This window comes from Photobacterium sp. NCIMB 13483, assembly GCF_003025475.1.
Taxonomy (GTDB): Bacteria; Pseudomonadota; Gammaproteobacteria; order Enterobacterales; family Vibrionaceae; genus Photobacterium; species Photobacterium piscicola.
In genome coordinates this window covers 244,056-263,527 of sequence record NZ_PYLV01000002.1, presented here as the reverse complement: position 1 = coordinate 263,527, position 19,472 = coordinate 244,056, and the positions used below count along the sequence as shown (strand labels likewise).

The 19,472-nt window shown below is 36.1% G+C and carries 22 protein-coding genes; 11 read left to right on the top strand and 11 right to left on the bottom strand.

The annotated features are described in order from the left end of the window. From C9I86_RS03155 to C9I86_RS03145, 3 genes are all read right to left on the bottom strand, one after another. Entirely contained in the window at window positions 1-1,758 is a 1,758-nt protein-coding gene (locus tag C9I86_RS03155; protein WP_107275603.1) for an ATP-binding protein, read from the bottom strand. Window position 1,759: 1 nt separating this feature from the next. Further along, window positions 1,760-2,299 carry a heme NO-binding domain-containing protein gene (locus tag C9I86_RS03150; protein ID WP_080156048.1) on the bottom strand — a complete coding sequence of 180 codons (540 nt, stop codon included), beginning with the start codon at window positions 2,297-2,299 and terminating at the stop codon, window positions 1,760-1,762. Between the two features lie 192 nt (window positions 2,300-2,491). Beyond that, complete coding sequence (locus tag C9I86_RS03145; protein WP_080156047.1) at window positions 2,492-3,013, bottom strand: hypothetical protein; 522 nt, start codon at window positions 3,011-3,013, stop codon at window positions 2,492-2,494. 243 nt (window positions 3,014-3,256) lie between these two features. On the opposite strand from C9I86_RS03145, the gene C9I86_RS03140 reads away from it, so the two are divergent. The 5 genes from C9I86_RS03140 (at window position 3,257) to C9I86_RS03120 (ending at window position 6,496) form a co-directional block, all read left to right on the top strand. Beyond that, entirely contained in the window at window positions 3,257-3,691 is a 435-nt protein-coding gene (locus tag C9I86_RS03140) for an Ivy family c-type lysozyme inhibitor (RefSeq protein ID WP_107275602.1), read from the top strand. A 319-nt stretch (window positions 3,692-4,010) separates the two neighbouring features. Beyond that, the gene (locus tag C9I86_RS03135) at window positions 4,011-4,466 is read left to right on the top strand and encodes a YhfG family protein (RefSeq protein ID WP_241956836.1); all 456 of its coding nucleotides are present in this window, start codon (window positions 4,011-4,013) and stop codon (window positions 4,464-4,466) included. Beyond that, complete coding sequence (locus tag C9I86_RS03130) at window positions 4,459-5,061, top strand: putative adenosine monophosphate-protein transferase Fic (RefSeq protein WP_080156044.1); 603 nt, start codon at window positions 4,459-4,461, stop codon at window positions 5,059-5,061. The genes C9I86_RS03135 and C9I86_RS03130 overlap by 8 nt, the downstream gene beginning before the upstream one ends. Before the next feature lie 698 nt (window positions 5,062-5,759). Next, on the top strand, window positions 5,760-6,071 hold the full coding sequence (locus C9I86_RS03125) for a type II toxin-antitoxin system HigB family toxin (RefSeq protein ID WP_107275600.1): 312 nt from the start codon (window positions 5,760-5,762) through the stop codon (window positions 6,069-6,071). Continuing rightward, the gene (locus C9I86_RS03120; protein ID WP_107275599.1) at window positions 6,068-6,496 is read left to right on the top strand and encodes a type II toxin-antitoxin system HigA family antitoxin; all 429 of its coding nucleotides are present in this window, start codon (window positions 6,068-6,070) and stop codon (window positions 6,494-6,496) included. Before C9I86_RS03125 ends, C9I86_RS03120 begins: the two co-directional genes overlap by 4 nt. Before the next feature lie 75 nt (window positions 6,497-6,571). Here the strand turns inward: C9I86_RS03120 and C9I86_RS03115 are convergent, their stop codons facing one another. Together C9I86_RS03115 and C9I86_RS03110 are read right to left on the bottom strand one after the other, a co-directional pair. Next, window positions 6,572-6,958, bottom strand: coding sequence for a hypothetical protein (locus tag C9I86_RS03115; RefSeq protein WP_107275598.1), 387 nt, complete (start codon window positions 6,956-6,958; stop codon window positions 6,572-6,574). 99 nt (window positions 6,959-7,057) lie between these two features. After that, window positions 7,058-7,798 (bottom strand): nitroreductase family protein, encoded by a 741-nt coding sequence (locus C9I86_RS03110; protein ID WP_107275597.1) that lies wholly within the window; start codon window positions 7,796-7,798, stop codon window positions 7,058-7,060. A gap of 362 nt (window positions 7,799-8,160) precedes the next feature. Between C9I86_RS03110 and C9I86_RS03105 the strand changes: the two genes are divergently transcribed. Beyond that, entirely contained in the window at window positions 8,161-9,867 is a 1,707-nt protein-coding gene (locus C9I86_RS03105) for an SgrR family transcriptional regulator (protein ID WP_107275596.1), read from the top strand. An 11-nt stretch (window positions 9,868-9,878) separates the two neighbouring features. On the opposite strand, the gene C9I86_RS03100 is transcribed toward C9I86_RS03105, so the two are convergent. Both C9I86_RS03100 and ltaE read right to left on the bottom strand, forming a co-directional pair. Further along, the gene (locus tag C9I86_RS03100) at window positions 9,879-10,346 is read right to left on the bottom strand and encodes a hypothetical protein (RefSeq protein ID WP_107275595.1); all 468 of its coding nucleotides are present in this window, start codon (window positions 10,344-10,346) and stop codon (window positions 9,879-9,881) included. Window positions 10,347-10,561: 215 nt separating this feature from the next. Then, complete coding sequence (gene ltaE, locus C9I86_RS03095; protein WP_080156036.1) at window positions 10,562-11,569, bottom strand: low-specificity L-threonine aldolase; 1,008 nt, start codon at window positions 11,567-11,569, stop codon at window positions 10,562-10,564. A gap of 235 nt (window positions 11,570-11,804) precedes the next feature. Here ltaE and C9I86_RS03090 point away from each other — a divergent pair, with 235 nt between their 5' ends. After that, on the top strand, window positions 11,805-12,101 hold the full coding sequence (locus C9I86_RS03090; RefSeq protein WP_241956835.1) for a hypothetical protein: 297 nt from the start codon (window positions 11,805-11,807) through the stop codon (window positions 12,099-12,101). Window positions 12,102-12,196: 95 nt separating this feature from the next. Here C9I86_RS03090 and C9I86_RS03085 read toward each other — a convergent pair whose 3' ends face one another. From C9I86_RS03085 to C9I86_RS03075, 3 genes are read right to left on the bottom strand one after another with little or no spacing between them, the layout of a single operon-like run. After that, complete coding sequence (locus tag C9I86_RS03085) at window positions 12,197-13,534, bottom strand: ATP-binding protein (protein WP_080156035.1); 1,338 nt, start codon at window positions 13,532-13,534, stop codon at window positions 12,197-12,199. After that, complete coding sequence (locus tag C9I86_RS03080; protein WP_080156034.1) at window positions 13,524-14,183, bottom strand: response regulator transcription factor; 660 nt, start codon at window positions 14,181-14,183, stop codon at window positions 13,524-13,526. Before C9I86_RS03080 ends, C9I86_RS03085 begins: the two co-directional genes overlap by 11 nt. Then, the gene (locus tag C9I86_RS03075) at window positions 14,180-14,470 is read right to left on the bottom strand and encodes a PepSY domain-containing protein (protein ID WP_235865769.1); all 291 of its coding nucleotides are present in this window, start codon (window positions 14,468-14,470) and stop codon (window positions 14,180-14,182) included. The genes C9I86_RS03080 and C9I86_RS03075 overlap by 4 nt, the downstream gene beginning before the upstream one ends. 262 nt (window positions 14,471-14,732) lie before the next feature. Between C9I86_RS03075 and ppiC the strand changes: the two genes are divergently transcribed. After that, window positions 14,733-15,014, top strand: coding sequence for a peptidylprolyl isomerase PpiC (gene ppiC, locus C9I86_RS03070; protein ID WP_107275594.1), 282 nt, complete (start codon window positions 14,733-14,735; stop codon window positions 15,012-15,014). A gap of 48 nt (window positions 15,015-15,062) precedes the next feature. Here the strand turns inward: ppiC and C9I86_RS03065 are convergent, their stop codons facing one another. Next, a complete protein-coding gene (locus C9I86_RS03065; protein WP_107275593.1) occupies window positions 15,063-16,442 on the bottom strand; it encodes a hypothetical protein in 1,380 nt (459 codons plus the stop codon). Window positions 16,443-17,025: 583 nt separating this feature from the next. Here C9I86_RS03065 and sodC point away from each other — a divergent pair. The 3 genes from sodC to fliB all read left to right on the top strand — a co-directional run bounded on the left by sodC (window position 17,026) and on the right by fliB (window position 19,447). After that, window positions 17,026-17,535 (top strand): superoxide dismutase family protein, encoded by a 510-nt coding sequence (gene sodC / locus C9I86_RS03060; RefSeq protein ID WP_107275592.1) that lies wholly within the window; start codon window positions 17,026-17,028, stop codon window positions 17,533-17,535. Window positions 17,536-17,657: 122 nt separating this feature from the next. Further along, window positions 17,658-18,128 (top strand): hypothetical protein, encoded by a 471-nt coding sequence (locus C9I86_RS20225; protein ID WP_146142622.1) that lies wholly within the window; start codon window positions 17,658-17,660, stop codon window positions 18,126-18,128. A 134-nt stretch (window positions 18,129-18,262) separates the two neighbouring features. Next, window positions 18,263-19,447 carry a flagellin lysine-N-methylase gene (fliB, locus tag C9I86_RS03055; protein WP_107275591.1) on the top strand — a complete coding sequence of 395 codons (1,185 nt, stop codon included), beginning with the start codon at window positions 18,263-18,265 and terminating at the stop codon, window positions 19,445-19,447. Window positions 19,448-19,472 lie beyond the last annotated feature (25 nt).

Here is a 19,472-nt window from a genome sequence, read left to right as displayed (position 1 = left end):
TTAGTTGTTTGACTCATGGCTTAAATGGCGTTGATGTGAGGTATTGCACCATAAATTAAGCATTGCCAGCAATTCTGCTGCCATGTAAGGCTTACATAAAATATCGTCCATACCCGCAGTAATACAAGCTTCTCGTTCGGCCGTTGTTGTGCCTGCTGTTAGTGCAATAATGGGTTTGGTGAAGTTTTGTTTACGTAATACTTTGGTAGCATAATACCCATCCATAATCGGCATACGGCAATCCATAAGTACAATATCAAATGGTTTCTCGGCAATAATCTCTAATGCTGTTTGGCCATTATCGACAATCGTGACATTAATATCATGTTTTTGAAGCATTAATTGAATAATCATTTGGTTGGTTTTTAAATCTTCAACAACCAAAATATTTAATTGTTGTAATGCTTCATGTGAAATAGGAGGGTGATTCGATAGTGTCTCATCAAGTGTACTTATTGTTAATGGCAATGATACTGAAAACGTTGTGCCCTTATTGGTTTCGCTAGATAAGGTAATATTACCGTCCATTTGTTCGCATAACTGTTTACATATCGCTAAGCCTAAACCTGTACCTTCATGGCTGCGTTTACTTGATATATCAATCTGGCTAAATGGTTTAAATAACTTATGTTGTTGTTGTTTTTCAATGCCACAACCACTGTCTTCTACGGTAAAGATGAGGCAATTATTTTTCCAACTAAATTTCGCTCTTACAAATCCTTGATGGGTGAACTTTATCGCATTAGCAATGAGGTTAACGTAAATTTGTTTAAGACGATCTTCATCGGCATTAATTGAACGCGGAATACTAGTGTCATAGTCGATAGTAAAATCTAACCGTTTTTCTAAAGCACGATGAGAGAATATATCTCTTAATTTGATGACTAATAAATGGCTATCGAATGGTTTTTCTATGAGCTCTAACATGCCTGCATTGATTTTACTGTAATCAAGTAAATCATTAATAATCGCGCGAAGTAGTTCACCTGAATGATTTAATGTTGTTAATAACTTACTCTGATTTTGGTTTAGTTCGGTATCTTGTAATAGCTCAGCAGTGCCTAATAAACCATTAAGCGGTGTGCGTAATTCATGATTAATCATTGCTAAAAAATCACGGGTTGATTGTTCTGAATCTTCGGCACGTTGACGCGCGTGAATAGCTCGACTAAGCGTTATTTGACGACCAATGGCGGAACGGAATAATTCACAAAAAAGTGCTAGATGTTGCTGAATAATTGTAATCCTATTTATTGGTGCCGATATTCTTGCCGCAAAATACCCCACAATATCGTTGTTATTAATCAATGCCGTCCAGTAAAGGTTGGTGGTTGGGTCCCATAATGAAATCTGATTTTTAAGTGCCGCTGGTGGAACCCACATTTGTTCTCGACCGCTGCAATAATCACCACTAATAGTAATGTTTTCAATAGGCATGATAGAAATATAACAGGCAGTAATGTAGTAGCCATCAATGAGGCTTTCGATTAATTGCTGAATATTTTCACGGCAAGGAGCTTGCTTGAGGAATAACCGTGCATAAGTAAGGAGCAAGTTTTCTATTTTTGTTTGATAAGCGAGTTGAGCGGAATCTAATTCTGCCTGTAAACGTAGTTTTTCTAATGATTTTTCTAATATGTTATTAGTCTCAAAAAGTTCACGACTTTTTATCTCTAATAATTTTTCAGCCATAATACGAGATGCATGTTCTCGTTCTAGTTTGCGTTCTAATAACATAATATGGCGTTTGGCATCCATGTTAGTCACCAGTGAGAGTTAATGAAAATCTGACATGACTTTGTGATGTATTCATTGGTTGCATAGCGATGGTTAATGATTGATTAAAATAATTAGCACAGCCTTCTAATACGCCCATGCAAACATGCCCCATACAACGGGCTGAATGATAATCCATTGTCATTGTTGATTGTGTTTTATTGCTAAAAACAAATTTAGGTGGCGTCACATCAGGGTAGAGTTTTTTAACTTCAATATGAATATGGTGCTCCACTTTTTCGATAAAACTGAAAGTATCATCACTTTCAATATCGGGAATAGGGAGCGTTTTTAACAATGTTGGAAAAACGAGCCGACCATAGGTTTGTTGAAGTTGTTGTGCGGGAATATTAGTAATGTGACTTAAGCTCATGATTAGCCTAATTAATTGTCGATGATCATAGCTACCAACAGCAGTATAAACTCCCGTATCATTAGCATGATCAAACATTTTTTGACTTATTTCTAAACCAAATTGTTCTTCTACTATCGTAATAAACTCTGTGAAAATGATTCCTTTCATATCATTCCTTATTATCTAATTGTATTTAATTAATATAGCCATTATGCAACCAGTCACTATAAATAGAATTGTATTAATATTATGGCAGAGTTTATCGATGCGTCAAAAATACGGAGCGAGAACATCGTATTTTTTAGAGGTCGCCAATATAAAGTATCAAGATGCAATATGGTTACATCTTGATATTTTTTATTATTTTTGAAGTACTACAGTTGTCGCGGCTTGTTGAGCAACATCTAATAAATATTGCTCCATGTCTTGCGTTAGTTGGCTTTGATTTGGAAGTGGTAGTGCATGTATATCACTGACTAAAGCTACTTTATCACCATCGTTAATATCAGTATAAATCATACCTGTTGCTGCAGGTTTACCATTATAAAATCCCACATAAAGTTGTGCATTTTCATCAGCTTCAAACATAATTTGAGTTAAGTATTCAACAATAGCTTGTTGTTGCTCTTCTTGTTGCCAGTAGCTTGAATACACTAATGCATAGCGGATAGTAAGGGGATGACAATCTACAGGATAAAAGGTTAACGATGATTCAGTTGGAGAGGTAATTGAGTCAATAATCTGCGTAGACAGTTCTGAGTGTGCGAGTTGATACAGATGTAAACCTTGTTCACTTAATGGGGTTGGAAATTCAGCATCAGTAATATGGCTAGCCATCCACGCGTTTTTTAAAGTAATCAGTTTTTCTGTAATTAGTGGCATATCATCACTTCTTTTATTCAATTGCCGATACCATAACCTAAATTACGGTAATAAGGTATGCTATTTGATTGTTTTCGATAAAAACGTTCGTAGTTTTACTTTGTGATTGAACAAAGTATGCGCTATTAACATTTAAAGTGCATCTAAAAGAATAAACTAATGGTTGTTACCAAGAATATCGCTATATGATGTTGATTACTTATATTTTAATTATAAACCTAACTATTAGGTATCAGAGTCAGAATGAAAAAATTAGTGTTAATAGCAGCGATGAGTGTGATGCTGGCAGGGTGTGATTTTTCGCACACGTCATCATTCCAAACAGAGGCAAAAGCGACGACAGCAAATGCAGTTCAATCGGTAGCGAGTGTTGAAAAGCAACTTCCTGATTGGATAAAAGACAATACCGTTACTTCGCCATTAGAAGCTATTGTTATGGGCGGTCATACTTATGATGCTGTTTCTTTTTGTAAACCTCATGATTGTGCTAGTGATTTTATGATCACTTTAACGACTGATAATAATAAAAAATATTCAATGATTGTGCATGTGAAAGATGTGCCTGATGCATTGAATACCCCAAGTATTTACGCAACATATCAATATATTGGTCAGCCTGATCAGCAAGTAAAAAGTGTATTCACACAAGCCTTGAGCCAAAATCCCAACTGGCAATAAAAATCACCGCGCTACAATTAGTGGCTATCAGAAAGAGAGCGTTCAGTATTGTACTGAGGGCTCTGTTTGTTCACCACAAGCTGAAATCTTTATTGAATAGTGATAGATATGGGTGTTCTGTATCTCTGTGGTGAAATATAAATATTCCTACTAGTGAATGCCCAACTCACCCCGTCATTCCCTACAGTGAGGTTACGAACGAGATAGGGAATCTACTATCAGCGCGTTGTTGGGCGTTAACTGTAGCTTTCAATATATGGTAATTATTCTCTTTGAGTTGTAGACTAATATTATTTCCGCATAAATGTGCGAGGTAAGCATGAAGTACGAATTATTAGTTTTAGCTGCAATGACACGATTAGAATCTCCAAATACTCAAGCTATTGTTGCTGCTACTGGGATCTCTGAACGTAAAGTACAATCTGTAGTTAATTCACTAATTGAAAACCTAGGCTTAAATATTGAAAGAAAGCGTCAAGGTCGAACCTTTCATTTTTCTATTAATAGTTGGGGTGTTTTTGAATCAGGGAAAGCGATTCAATCTCAACTTAATAATATTGATTTAGTGATGCCTAGTAATTCAATACTTTCTTCTTATGAAGATAAACATGCCTATTTCGAGCAAGTCAAAATGGATAACTTTAAAGAAAGTATGCGTTTAGAAGGGCATGATATTGCTAGTGATTTCGATTTATCACTCGATAGAGAGCAACAACGTCAAATATTGTTAAATAAATACTCAAACGTAAATTCGTTAAAGGCGCTCAATGGCTGATAAATATGGAACAACACATGATCCTTATACTTACGAAAATAGTACGGTTCTAGTTAATAAGCTCAATATTAATAATGAAGCAGTATTAGAGGCTGCTGAGCGTGATTTAACGACGTTAGCTGCAATGTATGTGGAGTTTCAATTACCTCCTTACGACTTTATTTATTTGTGTTCAATTCACCGTATCTTGTTCTCTGATCTATTTGAATGGGCTGGCGAGTTAAGAACAATTGATATTTCAAAAGGAAATACACGCTTCTGCAATGTTGCTAGAATTGGAAAAGAAGCGAATAATCTTTTTTCAATGTTAGAAAAAGATAAGTATTTAGTTGATCTATCATTCGATGAATTTCTTACTAAATTAGCTGAGTATTATTGCGATATTAACGTTTTACATCCATTTCGTGAAGGTAATGGTCGCACCCAACGTTTGTTGTTTGAACACATTGCAATTAACTGTGGTTACAATATTAATTTTTCTGGTATTACGTCTGAACAATGGGTAACTGCAAATATCCATGGTTATCATTGTAATTATGCGCCAATGAAAGAGCTATTTTCTGTTTGTGTAACTAAAGCTGAAAAGCGCAGTTAACAAATAAGTACATGTATCGCGCAGCCGACACCTATTCAAGTGTTGGACAAGTCCGAGCACCTTTATATAAGTAAATATTGCGAATATTATGAAGGGTGATGCTGAAAAGAAGTCGAGCGTTATCCTTGACGTGAGCAAATTAATTTAAGTCATTAATTTATAATTAGAACCTCTTTAATTATTACGCGTTAATGCCATTATCCTTATTATTTTCGCTGACGTCTTTTAAGCTCAATTACGTGATGAATAGATCACGGATAGCTTCGTTCCTCAACTTCCGAGATGACGAATAATAACCAGCCTAATTCTTTACCATAACGCATAAATCAACGATCGTTATTTACAACACAGTGAAACATAAACATTCCTGCTAGTGAATGCTCAACTCACCCCGTCATTCCCTACAGTGAGGTTACGAACGAGATAGGGAATCTACTATCAGCGCGTTGTAGAGTAAAAAACGGAAACTAGCAGGTAAGTGCCTGATTTTGTGATTAACATTGAGATTGATAAGTGGAAATATATCTGATTTATAATGTTTTTTATATTATTAGAAGATAAATACGGGCGCATGTTCAAAGAATAAATTTGGGCAAGTTGTTAATATAATAAGTTTTTAAACGCTTCTTTGTTGGTTCACAACTTGTGAAGTTTATCTGTGAGTGCTATATTCACATATAGTGAACTTAGAGGTATTTATGCACGTAATATCAAGAAAACCATTCAGCGATGCCGCGAAAAAATATCCGAATGATGCTGCGGCAATTTATGCGCTATATAAATCATTAAAAAATAATAACTTTTCAAATCCACTGGATATGAAAAATGTTTATCCAAGCTTAGATAATTTTAAGTATAAAGATAAATGGTATGTTCTTGATATCGGTGGAAATAATTTACGATTAATGACCTTTATTGAGTTTCGAGATAATAGAATGTTTGTTAAGCATATTGTTCCTCACGCAGAATATGACAAGTTATGCGCCAAATATGCAAAGGAGTCAAAATGAAAAATTTTAATCAAGTGAAATCAACCGCATTACAATTATTTTCAATGGCTAGTTTTGTTGGCCATATTTCAACGGAAGAAGAATACGCTGAAGCCTTGGCATTAATGGACGATCTTATTGAAGAATATGATGTCTATAAACCATTAATTGAGGTGTTGGAAGTATCTATCGAGCGTTGGGAAGACAGTGCAGATGAATTTGCAGAGTTTAATTCTCGTATTGAGAATTTAGATGATGGAGTGGCAATACTGCGTGTATTAATGGATCAGTATCAACTTAAAGCTGATGATCTAAAAGATGTCATTGGTGGCAAAAGTTTGGTTTCAATGATCCTCAATGGTTCTCGTAAACTGACAAAAGAGCATATTCAAGCGATTTCATCTAAATATAATATCAGCCCCGCATTGTTTTTTGGCTGCGTTTAACAGATAAGCACATGTGTCGCGTAGCCGACACCTATTCAAGTGTTAGACAAGCCCGAGTGCCTTTCGAGCTTATCATCACTCAAGAGTTTCAAAGTAGAACTTGTAATCACGAACACCATCTATATGAATACCTTTCTCTCTTAACTCAAGATATTGCTGAATCTTAATGGTTCTAAAATCCATTGCTTTTAGTGCCAGAATTATTCGAAGTTCATCCATTGGGCGCGATTTAGCATCAGAACTACAGCTACCACAAACAACATGTGCTTTTTGTTTAAAGCCAACCTGATTAAGCCAGTTAAGATCTTTGGTTTCTTTACGTGTGCCACAAAAATAACAACGATTCTGCTGTTGTAATACAGCCTGTTCCCTCAATGCTTTAGGGCTTGATGATTTGGCTGGTGGGGGAGTGTTCGTCTTTTTATTTTGACTGAACATAGAAAGCTGAACGACATTAGACATTTGAATTACTCTTACTAACCAAGGGATAGCGCATATAACAGAACATTAATGCCATGCGCTTTTGTATTTTATTGCTTGTGTATTCGATGAGTCAAACTATCAAGCATGCGTAATGATGATCTCTTGATTATCAACCCGTTGACGCTCGCCATAAATACCTTCATCTGTGCGCTTGCCACAGCTAACAATCATGGTAATTTCATCGCTATTTTTAAGGCCTAGTAAGGCTTTAGCGCGTTTAGAGTCAAATCCTTCCATTGGGCACGTGTCATAGCCTTCTGCACGCATTGCCATCATAAATGTCATTGCTGCCAGTGAACTGCTTTTGTGCAAACAAACCCGTAAATCGGCTTTACTCACTTCACGCATCATTGGCTTGTTTCTACCTAAAAAGGTGCAGATTAAGCGACGACCTAAGCCCAAAAGACCAAATCGATCGTTGCGATATACAAACGGGATCAGCTTTTCGTAATATTTAAGAGCGCGTTTAGAGGCTTTATCATCACGGCCTTTAAACATTTCTCGAATGTGGGCAGCATTAATGCGTGTGCGCTGTTGCCATTTATCAGGTGTGATCACAAATGCGATTAATTCATTGGCGGTCTTAGCTGCATTTTGACCCATACAAAGTGTGGCTAATTGCTGGCGTTTATCATCATTAATCACGCGGTGGAATTGCCACAGTTGCATGTTGGAACTGTTAGGTGAAAGGGCGGCTAATTCTAAAGCACGAGCAACTGCTTGATGATCAAACTCGGCCGTTAAATCATATTTACGTACCGAACGGCGACTATGAACTAAAGAGGAAAAATCGTAAGGTTGAGAAATAGATTCAGGCATGATGAGAATGAGTTCTAAGGAATAGATAAGTATGTTTTTACCTATATTTGATTTAATTAGCAACTTCTGTCGCCATGTTTGTGTTGGAATACAAAGTTTGATGCAAGAAAAGAGGAAAGACTGGCTGATACTATAAAGCTATAACATCAACCAGTGTTATTAATGATCACTCAGGAGTCACAATGGTTTGGGGGAACACATTGCAGACAATGTTCATTAACCTTGTCAGTACATTAAACGCCACAGAGTTAACATGCGTAATTTTACTCTGTGATGACACGTTTTTGTTTTGACATGTTCTATTTTAAGTTAAAGTAGAAAAGTTAAAAGAGTATAAATCGATAAATAAGGTTCCCCTTTTTATGAGTGGTCAACGGCTTAAATTGCAATTTCAACGTCTTTATAATCACTTTGGTGGTAATAGCATCGAGACTAATTTACAAGATATCTCTGAAGTCTTATTTTGTACGCGTCGTAACGTGCGGATGGTGATTAATAAGATGGTTGAAAAAGGTTGGGTTGACTGGCAACCTGCCGTTGGTCGAGGTAAGCAGTCGCGGCTTATTTTTAATAATACAGACAGTGAGTTACAGCTTAATCATGCCCGTAAATTGGTTGCAGAAGGAAAGCTTGAGCCAGCATTAGTTGCCTTAGATCATAATGCTGAAAAATTGGTGCAATTGATTCAAGAACAGTTGGGTATTTCACATCATCAAGGCAAGCAAATTGTTCGTTTACCTTATTATCGTAGCTTTGAAAATATCACACCTTTAAAGCCGTTACGTCGTTCAGAACAACATCTTGTAAGGCAAATTTTCAGTGGCCTAACGCAGCTAAATGAGGAAAAAGGGGAACAAGAAACAGTTATTGGCGATATTGCTCATTCATGGGAGGCAATAACACCCCGCCATTGGCGCTTTTATTTACGGCCAGCCATTCGGTTTCATGATGGTCGATTACTTGATAGTAACGATATTTTTGCTACTTTTTCAGAAGTGAAGCAACTGGCTTTGTTTGCACATATCGACAAAGTGTCGTCACCATTTATTAATATTATTGATTTTTACCTGACTCAAGATGATTTCCGTTTTCCTGATTTATTAGCCAATACCTGCGCAATGATTCAGCCAGCTAATCATGCATCGTTGCCTAATTATGAAAAGTTTCCGATAGGTACTGGTCCTTATAAAGTAGCAGTTAATGATAAACAACGATTTAAGTTGGAAGCGTTTGAGCATTACTTTGGTTTTAGAGCGTTAAGTGATGTGGTTGAAGTGTGGATATTAAATCATTTTGCGGCATGTTATTTACAACCGACATTGGGGGATAAACTTGAGCAACATGTTCATATTTCATCACGTTTATCCATGGATCAAGGCTGCACCTTCTTATTGTTGAACCGTATTTCTGGTTTAGCGCAAGATCCTCAGTGGCTACGTTATTTTCAATCGCGGTTATATAGTTTAAATGTAATGCGTGAGATGGATTTAACACAGGTAGGGGATTTTAAGCTGTTTAATGCTTATGGGTTATTACCTGGTTGGATTCATACGCAACAATTACCTGAAGCTGTTGTTATACCGCATAAAAGAGTGGTGACATTGGCTTATCAACATGAGCACCCTATCTATCCGTATGTTGCTTCTTTGATTGAAAAAATCCTGATGAAAGATGGTATTCGGCTCAATATAATGGAATTAAGCTATGAAGATATCGTTTTAGGAAAGCATGCTGAAAAAATCGATATTTGGTTAAATGGCATGAGTCTGGGAAGCAATCGTAGTGATGCTATTTTGGCGTGGTTACATAATTTTAATCATATTAAACGTGTAATGCCAAATGCTGAATTTAAGCAATTACAGCAGGTGATCAGTGAATGGCGTTCAACGGTAACCGCTAAGTTCCCCAGTGATATTATTGGCGAAACATTGTCTCAAACAGGACAGATTATTCCACTTTTCCATAATTGGCTTGGCGTAGATGACAACGTACAGTTACAAGGAATGGAGTCGAACTTACTCGGCTGGTTTGATTTTAAATCTGTATGGAGTAAGCCTCAGTCATCGTAATAATAATGGCTTTAATATCTAAGATTAAGGTGTTGTTGTGCCGCCATAAAAATAACATGTAAATCAATCAAATCACGACTTTGTTGTTGCCAGTGTTGCGGTTGCTGGCATTGGCAAAATTCTAATAATTTCACAATGATGCTATCGAGTTTTTTTAAACTCCAGCGTTTTGTGGTGGCACTTTGCTGCGGATCGCAGATAAGCGCTTGTAACTTGGCATAAGGTAATTGGAGATAAGTAAAGGCGAGTTCAGGTTGTTGTTGGCGATGAAACTGGCTGATTTTTTGACACCCATCAAGCCAATAAGCCAACGCTTCTTCATATTTATGATTATCTTGCTTGTTTTGATGTATCTCTGGTGCAGTAAATAAACTCGCAGGGGTAGTGCTAATGATCGCGATAAGAGGTTCAAGATTATGTGGATTATTTTCGCTGTACCATGTTTTTATGGTGGCAACCCATAATTGTAAATCATCCATATATTCATCCTTGTTTAGCGACTTGAAGCTACAGCCTATACTGTATTTTTATCTATTTTAAATTCTACTTATAAGGGTAGTTTAGGATCGTAAAGATGAGAGATAAATTTAGCGTTTCTTTGCTGGGTTGTGATGCATTTCTAAAATTAAAATAAAGCCCATATTCACAGCTGTGTGTTATGGGCTATTCGTTTTGTTAGCTAATTAACAGGTTATTACAAAGCGCTTTTTAGTGCGGCAATAAAGGTGTCAATATCTGCTGTTGTGATATCCAGATGAGTAACGAAGCGCATTGGATTGCCGCCACTGATCAAAATATCTTGCTGTTTTAGGGTTGCGATCAGTTGGGTTTGATTAATGTGTTGATCGACCTTCGCAAATGCCATATTGGTTTGGATATGTTGTAAGTTTACGCTAAAACCTTCAACAGTATTTAACTGCTCTGCTAAGTAACGTGCGTTATGGTGATCGTCAGCAAGACGCTCAATATTTTCAGTTAATGCTAATTTACCCGCTGCAGCAATAATACCCGCTTGGCGCATGCCACCACCCAGCACTTTACGCCAGCGGCGAGCTTTGGCTATCAAGGCTTTATCACCAAGTAATAAAGAGCCAACAGGCGCACCTAAGCCTTTAGATAGACAAATCGTAAATGAATCAAAGTATTTGACGATCTCTGTAATATCCACGTTCATGGCAACAGCGGCATTATAAACACGCGCACCATCAAGGTGCATTTGTAAGCCGTGTTGATTAACAAACTCACGCGCTTGCTGAATGTATTCTAATGGCAACACTTTACCATTGATGGTGTTTTCAAGGCTAAGTAGTTTAGTACGCGCAAAGTGTGGATCTAAGGGCTTAATAGCAGCCGTTAGTTTTGAGAATGGAATGCTACCATCAGCATCATTTTCTAGTGGTTGAGGCTGAATTGAACCTAATACTGCAGCGCCGCCACCTTCAAACTTATAGTTATGTGCTTGTTGACCACAAAGGTATTCATCGCCACGGTCACAATGTGCCATCAATGCGAGTAAGTTGGCTTGGGTGCCAGAGGTGCAATAAATAGCCGCTTCAAAACCATGACGTTCTGCGGCCCATAACTCAAGATCGTTAACGGTTGTGTCGTCACCATAAACATCATCACCAACAAGGGCAGAGGCCATGACTTGGCGCATTTTTTCTGATGGGCGAGTTACTGTATCTGAGCGAAAATCTATCATTTAATTTTTATCTTCCTTTGTTGTGTTTTTTAATATATCACTGCGTTATTTGAATGATCTATAACAAAAGTTATCTTTCTGATGAACTTGTTAGTATGAAGAATCAAGTATATGAAATGATAGAACTATTAATAGAAGCAAAAATGCCCCTAATCTCAATTTATGAATCTACACTTAGAGATGTTATGTGGCTGGGTGTAGTGCACTCATTTTAATAAGAGACAAGGAGAAAACGATGATGTTAATTGAGCAACGAAACTTTACCTTGTGTGGCAATCAGCAAGGTAATGCCTCTGTACGTGTTATTCCTACAGGGAAGTTAGAAGTGGTTATTACGGAAGATGATGCCCTTTGTGAAGCAGATTTTTCGCAATTGTGGTTCAACAAAGCTGGCATGAAAACATTGCTAGTGTGTCGTGAAGCCGAGCAGGTTTGTTGGCAATTGGATCTCACTAATCAAGATGCAAAAGAGCTTCAATGTTTGATTGAATCAGCACAAGAAGATTTTGAAATTTTAATGCGTGCGTTGTAGGTTCTAGGAAAAATAGATGGTAAAGCAAGCGAATTAAGCCCTGCAAGCATGATATGTTGTAGGGCTTGTTATAGATGGTTATTAATAGCTAAGGTTTACTTACGAGGAATTGGTAAATAAAGCATGGCTTTTAAACCACCTAGAGTACTATTGGTTAACACTAAATCGCCACGGTAACTGTGTACTAACTCGTTAACGATATTGAGCCCAAGTCCTGTACCCGGAGTGTTTTCATCTAATCTAACACCGCGTTTTAATACTTGTTTGCATTTTTCACGAGCAATACCCGGTCCATCATCTTCAATCACTAACACGATATGACCATCGACAATGGGTTCTTGATAAACGCGAATTAAACTCGTTGCCCATTTATAACTATTCTCAATAATGTTACCGATCATTTCATCTAAGTCACTTTTTTCAACCGCAATCACCACATCACTATCTAGCTCATTGACTAATACAACACCGCGATGCGCATAGACTTTATCCATCGCTAATGAAATAGCATCAATACGGTGTGATAACGCTGTTTTTGTCGCAAGAATATTCATTGCACCAGCCATACGTGCGCGGCCTAAGTGGTAATCAATATGCTGTTGTAATTGTTGCAGCGCAGGGGCAAGTTTGGCCTGTGTGGTTGGATCTAATAACGATACTTCATTATTTAAGATCGCAATCGGGGTTTTTAGTGCGTGAGATAAATTACCTGAGTGGTTTCTTGCACGCAGCAGTAGCTCTTGATAGTGAAACAAGAGTGCATTTAAGTCATCAATCACAGGCTGAATTTCAACAGGATAAAGCCCTGTAAGTTCAGTTGAATGGCCCTCTCGAACTTCGATAAGGTTTTTACGCAGTTTACGTAATGGCCATAACGACCAACTGACTTGTAAGGTTGTTAAGACTAAAATACCAATTGCCATGATAATAAGAATAATCCATAAACCATGAGTTAATTGTTGTAATGTTTTAAGGAGCTTATCTTGATTTACCGCAACTGATAATTCGATAGGGTAATCACTATCGGGTAAGCTGAATTTACGTTTCACAACAATGAGAGATTGGTTATTAGGACCTTCAAAACCTTTTTGCGCATTGCCTTTTATGGTGGTATCCCATAATGAACGCGAGCGCAATACTTGGTGATTAAGCTTTAATGACCAATATAAGCCGCTATATGGAAAATTAAAGCGAGGGTTTGATAGACGACCATCAACAAACAGTTGACCATGCTTATCAATATCGACTTGGGCTGTAATTTGATCCATGTAAAGGTAGAGCTGTGACTTCTCTTGTTCAATTAAATAGGTTTTTATAAAAGTAGGGACAAGGTAGCCCGCTGCTAATGTAATCGCCAATAACCAGACTGCTGCAGCAATGAGCAGTCGGTTACGAATACTGGGTTGACGATTTTTGGGTAGGTTAATTAGCATTGATACGATATCCAAGACCACGTACTGTCTTGATTACGTCATTACCAATTTTGCGGCGAATACGGCCAATAAACACTTCAATGGTGTTTGAATCACGGTCGAAATCTTGCTTATAAATATGTTCAACGAGTTCAGTGCGAGAGATTACTTTATCTGTATTGTGCATTAGGTATGACAGCACTTTAAATTCAAGTGCGGTTAAATCAATGACATTATCTTGCCAGGTTACCTTTGAGGTACGGGTATCTAAGCTTAAATCGCCAGCTTGAATAACGGGTGATACATTACCGGTTGCACGGCGTAATTGGGCGCGTACGCGTGCCACTAACTCGACCATTTGAAATGGCTTGGTGAGATAGTCATCAGCACCTGCATTTAAGCCATCAACACGTTGTGTTAGCTCATTACGTGCGCTTAGGATCACCACTGGGCAGTTAACGTTTTCTTCACGAATGCCTTTTAAAACGGTAATGCCATCTAGCTTGGGTAAGCCTAAATCAAGCACAATTGCATCCCATGGCTCTGAGGTTGCACGGTAAAGTGCATCAATACCATCTATGGAGTGCTCAGCAACCCAACCGTTTTGTTCTAAACCTGCGACAACTTGCTCGCCTAATGTTACATCATCTTCAACAACTAGAATTTTCATTTTGGAACCTTAAGGACGCTTTCAAGATGGCGACCTTTTATTTCTATCATTTTAAGAGTACGGGCTTCATACTCGACTTTAATTATATTGTTGTTACCATCAATAAGCTTTAATTCATAAATCCATTCATCAACATCTTTGTCTAACTCGACGCGAATAATACGGGCTAATAACTGCTGCTGGACTTTATGTTGTAATGCAGAAAAAGGCTGAATGAGTCCTTGGGCTACTGCATCCATAACATTATCGTGATGTTCATCTATATCAGCCGTCGGGGAGGCAAACACCTGACAACTTATGAGACTGATAAATCCAATTAGATATAAATATTTGCAATGTTTTTTCATATTTATAACTGTAACTAAGTCGCCATGAATGGAAAATGAATAGTACCATTATAAATGGATTCTTTAATTTGTAAGCCTTTAAATTTTTTCACCTTTTTAATGTTATAATATAACGAGAGGCATTAGCATTTTGTACCAACTAATGCGATAATTATCACATAAGCAAGCCCTTTATTAGTATAGCGACAATAGGTTTATTAGCATGGCTTCAACAGCAGCAGCACTCCATATTTTGGTAAAACATAAAGAACAAGCCGATGATATTTTAGAGCAACTTAAAAAAGGTGCTAAATTTCAGACGCTTGCTAAAAAACATTCTACTTGTCCATCAGGTAAAAAAGGTGGTGATTTAGGTGAGTTTAAAAAAGGTGCGATGGTACCGGCATTTGATAAAGCCGTATTTAGCGGCAAAGTGCTAGAGCCAATCGGTCCGATTAAGACGAAATTTGGTTACCATATTATTAAGGTTTTATACCGTACGTAGTTTTAGTAATGAAAGAGGCGTTCTTAACGCCTCTAATTGGTTTTTTAACTATGCAGCATCAGTTTTTGGTATATCTTGTTTAGGCGCTTTTTGTTTATCAACTGCTTTTCCTGAAGTAGTGATTTTTCCATTTCCAAGAGGGAATTCAATCTTTTCAGCACTTTTAACTAAAGCTGATGCTAGTTGATCTATTGGGTGATTGACTTCTACTGATGCATGAGTTTTATCTTTGAATAACCCCTCAGTCATTGCTGTTAATAGCTTATCTGGTATTGAACCGTCTTTTTTCTCATTCCATTCTAAGCACATTTCAATCGTTAGGTGTGCTCTGTTTAAATCACGTACAAATTTTTGATTTTCTAATTCTTGTTGAGCAATACGATCAGCCCAAGAGTTTGTCCATTTGATTAGATATAGAACTGATGTAATGAATAATGTAGAGCCTAAGAATATACGAATATATAAGAACCATAGCATTTCACTTGGTTTTTCTGCTGTCGGTCTTAATACTTCTTCTGATTTACCATAATCAGGTATATTTACTTTGTAATTGATATTGTGAAGCTCTGTAATGGCTGTATAGGTATTTAAGGTTGCCATTAATATTAGAAATAGGCATAGAATAATAGTAACGTAAGAACGCTTATTGACCGAAGGAGAGAAGTTAAACTGTGTTGCTTTTGCTTGTACTTCTTTGAGCATTGATGTTGTCGTATTTCGACGGGTCGTTCTGTTGTCTTTATCTTCTACAGCCTGTTCGCGTATTTTTAAAGCATCATCTTTTCCTAGATACTCATTATCTAATAGCTCTCGCTTATTTTTGAATTCATCTTCTAATTCAGCTAAACGAGTTTGGTGCTTTTCGCAATTCAATTCTAAAAAAGCATGTTTTTCTTGCTCTAATTGAATAGTATGTTCATGTTGCTTTTCAATTAGATTAGCATTCAGTCCTTCTAATTTAGTTAAAACGTCATGGTGAGCAGGGAATATGTCACTTTTCGAATTCATACTATGCGTAAGCATATCAGTATGACGTAACAGCTCTGTATGAACCAGTTGGTGTATTAGTACAACTTCTTCTGTTTTATTTTGATCATTGATGTCTATTTTATCAATGAAAGAATCTTGGTTTCTTGTGTATGTGAAGTGGCTATGTTGTTTAGTGTTGTCAGTAAAATAAATAGATTTAATAGAGTTAGATGCGGAATTTTCTAGGCTAATAAGAAGGTCATTATGATCAGAGAATATTTCATTTTTCTTCTTTTCTTCATCGTACCGTACTGAAACAGTTATATTTATTCCCGCAAGACATATGATTATTTGTGTTTGGCCAGATAGTCCATATTTTTCATGATGTAGAAGAACATCATTTACAAAGACTTTGATTAAGTAATTATCACTGATACGAGGAATTGAGGTGGTAGCCATATTTCATCTTGAATTAATTATAATATGCAATATTTTGCATTAAAATAATAATTTAGCAAGTAAATTAATGCGTGCATTACTGCGTATAAAGTTTGAAAAATTGACATAGTTCTAAGGTTTTATACCGTACTTAGCCGATCAGATTATTGTGGATTTTTAAGAAGGCGCTGATGATTCAGCGCCTTTTTTATAGGTCGTAAAAAATATTGTCATTATGACGGTATTATTATTAATAAGAGAATTACCACCAGAATAGCGTTAAGGTGATTAATATTCGTCACATCATATGACATAAATAAAATGAATCATTGAGGAGGGTATTAAGATGTAATCCGTCGCAGCGGGGATTATTTTCTTTTTGTCGCCATCATGCATTATAAGTATGCTCTATAAGACGCTATTTGCAGCATTATTTTGCGTGTAAAAATTTCATTATTAATTCCTATTAAGCTTATAAGCATTCGCTATTATACATTTTCATTATATACAGGTACTTTTGATGAGTAAAAAAATGCCACTAATAATGTATTGTCTAGTTATGGACTAAATAAGCGTCAAATGGATTTCTATAAGGATTATAACCATGAAAAAAATACTACTTTCTGCCTTAATTTTAGCTTCTGCTAGCGTAAGTGCTGCTGATCTCTCGGTTAAGATGACAGATCTTAGCTCTGGAGCTATGGCGGGGACGATATCGATGGAGCAAACAAAATATGGTGTTGTTTTCACACCACATTTAAAAGGCTTACCAACAGGATTACATGGTTTTCATGTGCATACAAACCCTTCATGTGATACGACTGAAAAAATGGGTAAAACTGTTTTAGGTGGTGGCGCTGGTGGCCATTATGATCCAATGAAAACGGATAAGCATGGTTTCTCATGGACCGATGATAATCATTTGGGAGATCTACCACCTCTTTATGTTAATCATAAAGGTGATGCTGTTCAGCCAGTGCTAGCCCCTCGATTAAAATTATCAGATTTGAAAGGGCGATCATTAATGATTCATGCTGGAGGGGATAACCATTCAGATCATCCTCAACCGCTTGGTGGTGGTGGTGCACGTATGGTCTGTGGTGTGATAAAATAATACACGATAACGTTTTAAGAAGGCGCTGATAATTCGGCGCTTTTTTGTGGGTGTTATAAAAGGGGTTAAATCTAAAGCATTTAACAGCATGTATTATTTTCAGGTTTTGTTAGGTTATTAGAATGAACATACATCGACTTATACGCCAGATAGTATTTTACTCATTAGCAGCTATTGTTTTTTATAGTGCTTTAGAAGCGGCAAAATTTGTATACTTATTGGGTTCAAGTAAAGCACTCTATCCGATTTCAATTTTTGGGTTTTCTTTGTTTTACAGTACGTTATTATTGTTGGTGTCATATTCATTAGGGCAGAAGTTTCTATTTGAAGCGACACGGACTAATCAGCTGTTTACAATTAAAAGACAGTCATACCAAACTCTCGGCATGGTGAGCTTGTTTACGGGATTAACTGTTATTAATGTGATTGTTTTATCGAGTTTTTCTTCTGGAACATTAATATCATCAAGCGTATATACCTTGTGCAGTTTGTCTCTACAATATGGTGTACCTGTAGCCTTAGTGACATTTATTTTTCTTTTTGTTGTCCTGTTAATAAATAATATGATTGTAACTAGGGAAAAGCACATTTAGTACGGTTGTATTTTTAGAATGAGTAATGAATATGTGAAAAACATAACATCGTTAGCTTCTTTTAATTGCATCGCAAATAATTACTTATACTATTGTTTTGATAATTTAACCAATAGTATAAGAATTGCACGTTTATGAAAATGATAATAACACCAGAGTATATAAAAAATTTTTCATGTATCGCGGATAAGTGTGAAGACCATTGCTGTCATAGTTGGGATATTTCGATTGATAAATCAACATATCAGTTTATGACACAGAAAAGTGAGCTAAAAAATAAGGCTGCTAAAGTAATTCTTCGAACTAAAGGAGAATCACCTTATTATGCTAAAATAGAATTAGATAATAATGGTGTTTGTCCTTTTAGAGAAAATAATGGTTTATGTGAGGTTCATAAGGTACATGGGCATAAGCGTTTGTCCAATACTTGCCAATCTTACCCACGAATATCAACAATTCGTGGGCATAAAAAAGAACATAATTTATCGTTGTCATGCCCAGAGGCAGCCAGACAGATTTTATTAAATCCGGCAGCAATGGAATTTCATCAAGAAAATTATCCTGATGATATCTTTAAAGCTAATAATTATTCTCGTCCTGTTTGGTATAATACTGTCCAACAATTTATTGTTGATATTTTATTTATAAATAATTCTAGCTTAGAACAACGTTTATCTTATATTGGTATGACATTGCGTTTAATTGCTCCTTATACTAATCAACCAGATGAACTTCAGAAACGTTTATTACTTTGCTGTGAGGAAATTAATAATAATAATTTTAATCAACTATATGATAATCAACAAACTTCATCTGATATTCAAGCTGGATTATTAATTAAAATATTTAACTTTCGTATTGATCTTGAGTCAAAAAGAAACTTAATTATCGCTTATGAACGATTTGATAGTATCCATAAGCAACTAATAGAATCATTATCCCTTGCAAATGGCGATAGTGATAAACAAAAAAAGATTTTACAATATGGATTTAACAATAATTACACTAATTATTTTAAAGAAAATACACATATTTGGATAAATTATATTATTTATGTTTTTTATCAAAATGATTTTCCTGCTAAAGATATGCAAAAAATTTATAGCGACTTGATTGTGGATTTTTTTATTATTCGAGGGGTATTATCTGCAATCTCTTCAATGCGAGAGCTTAATGATGATGATGTTATATTAGTTTTTCAAACCTATCATCGTATTCGTAGTCATAATAAAGATTTCATGAAAAACATTAATGAAATATGTAATGAAATTAAAGCTAATAATACCATATTACCTTTATTATTAATAAAAAATAGCTAATCGATTAAATAGAATACCTATCATT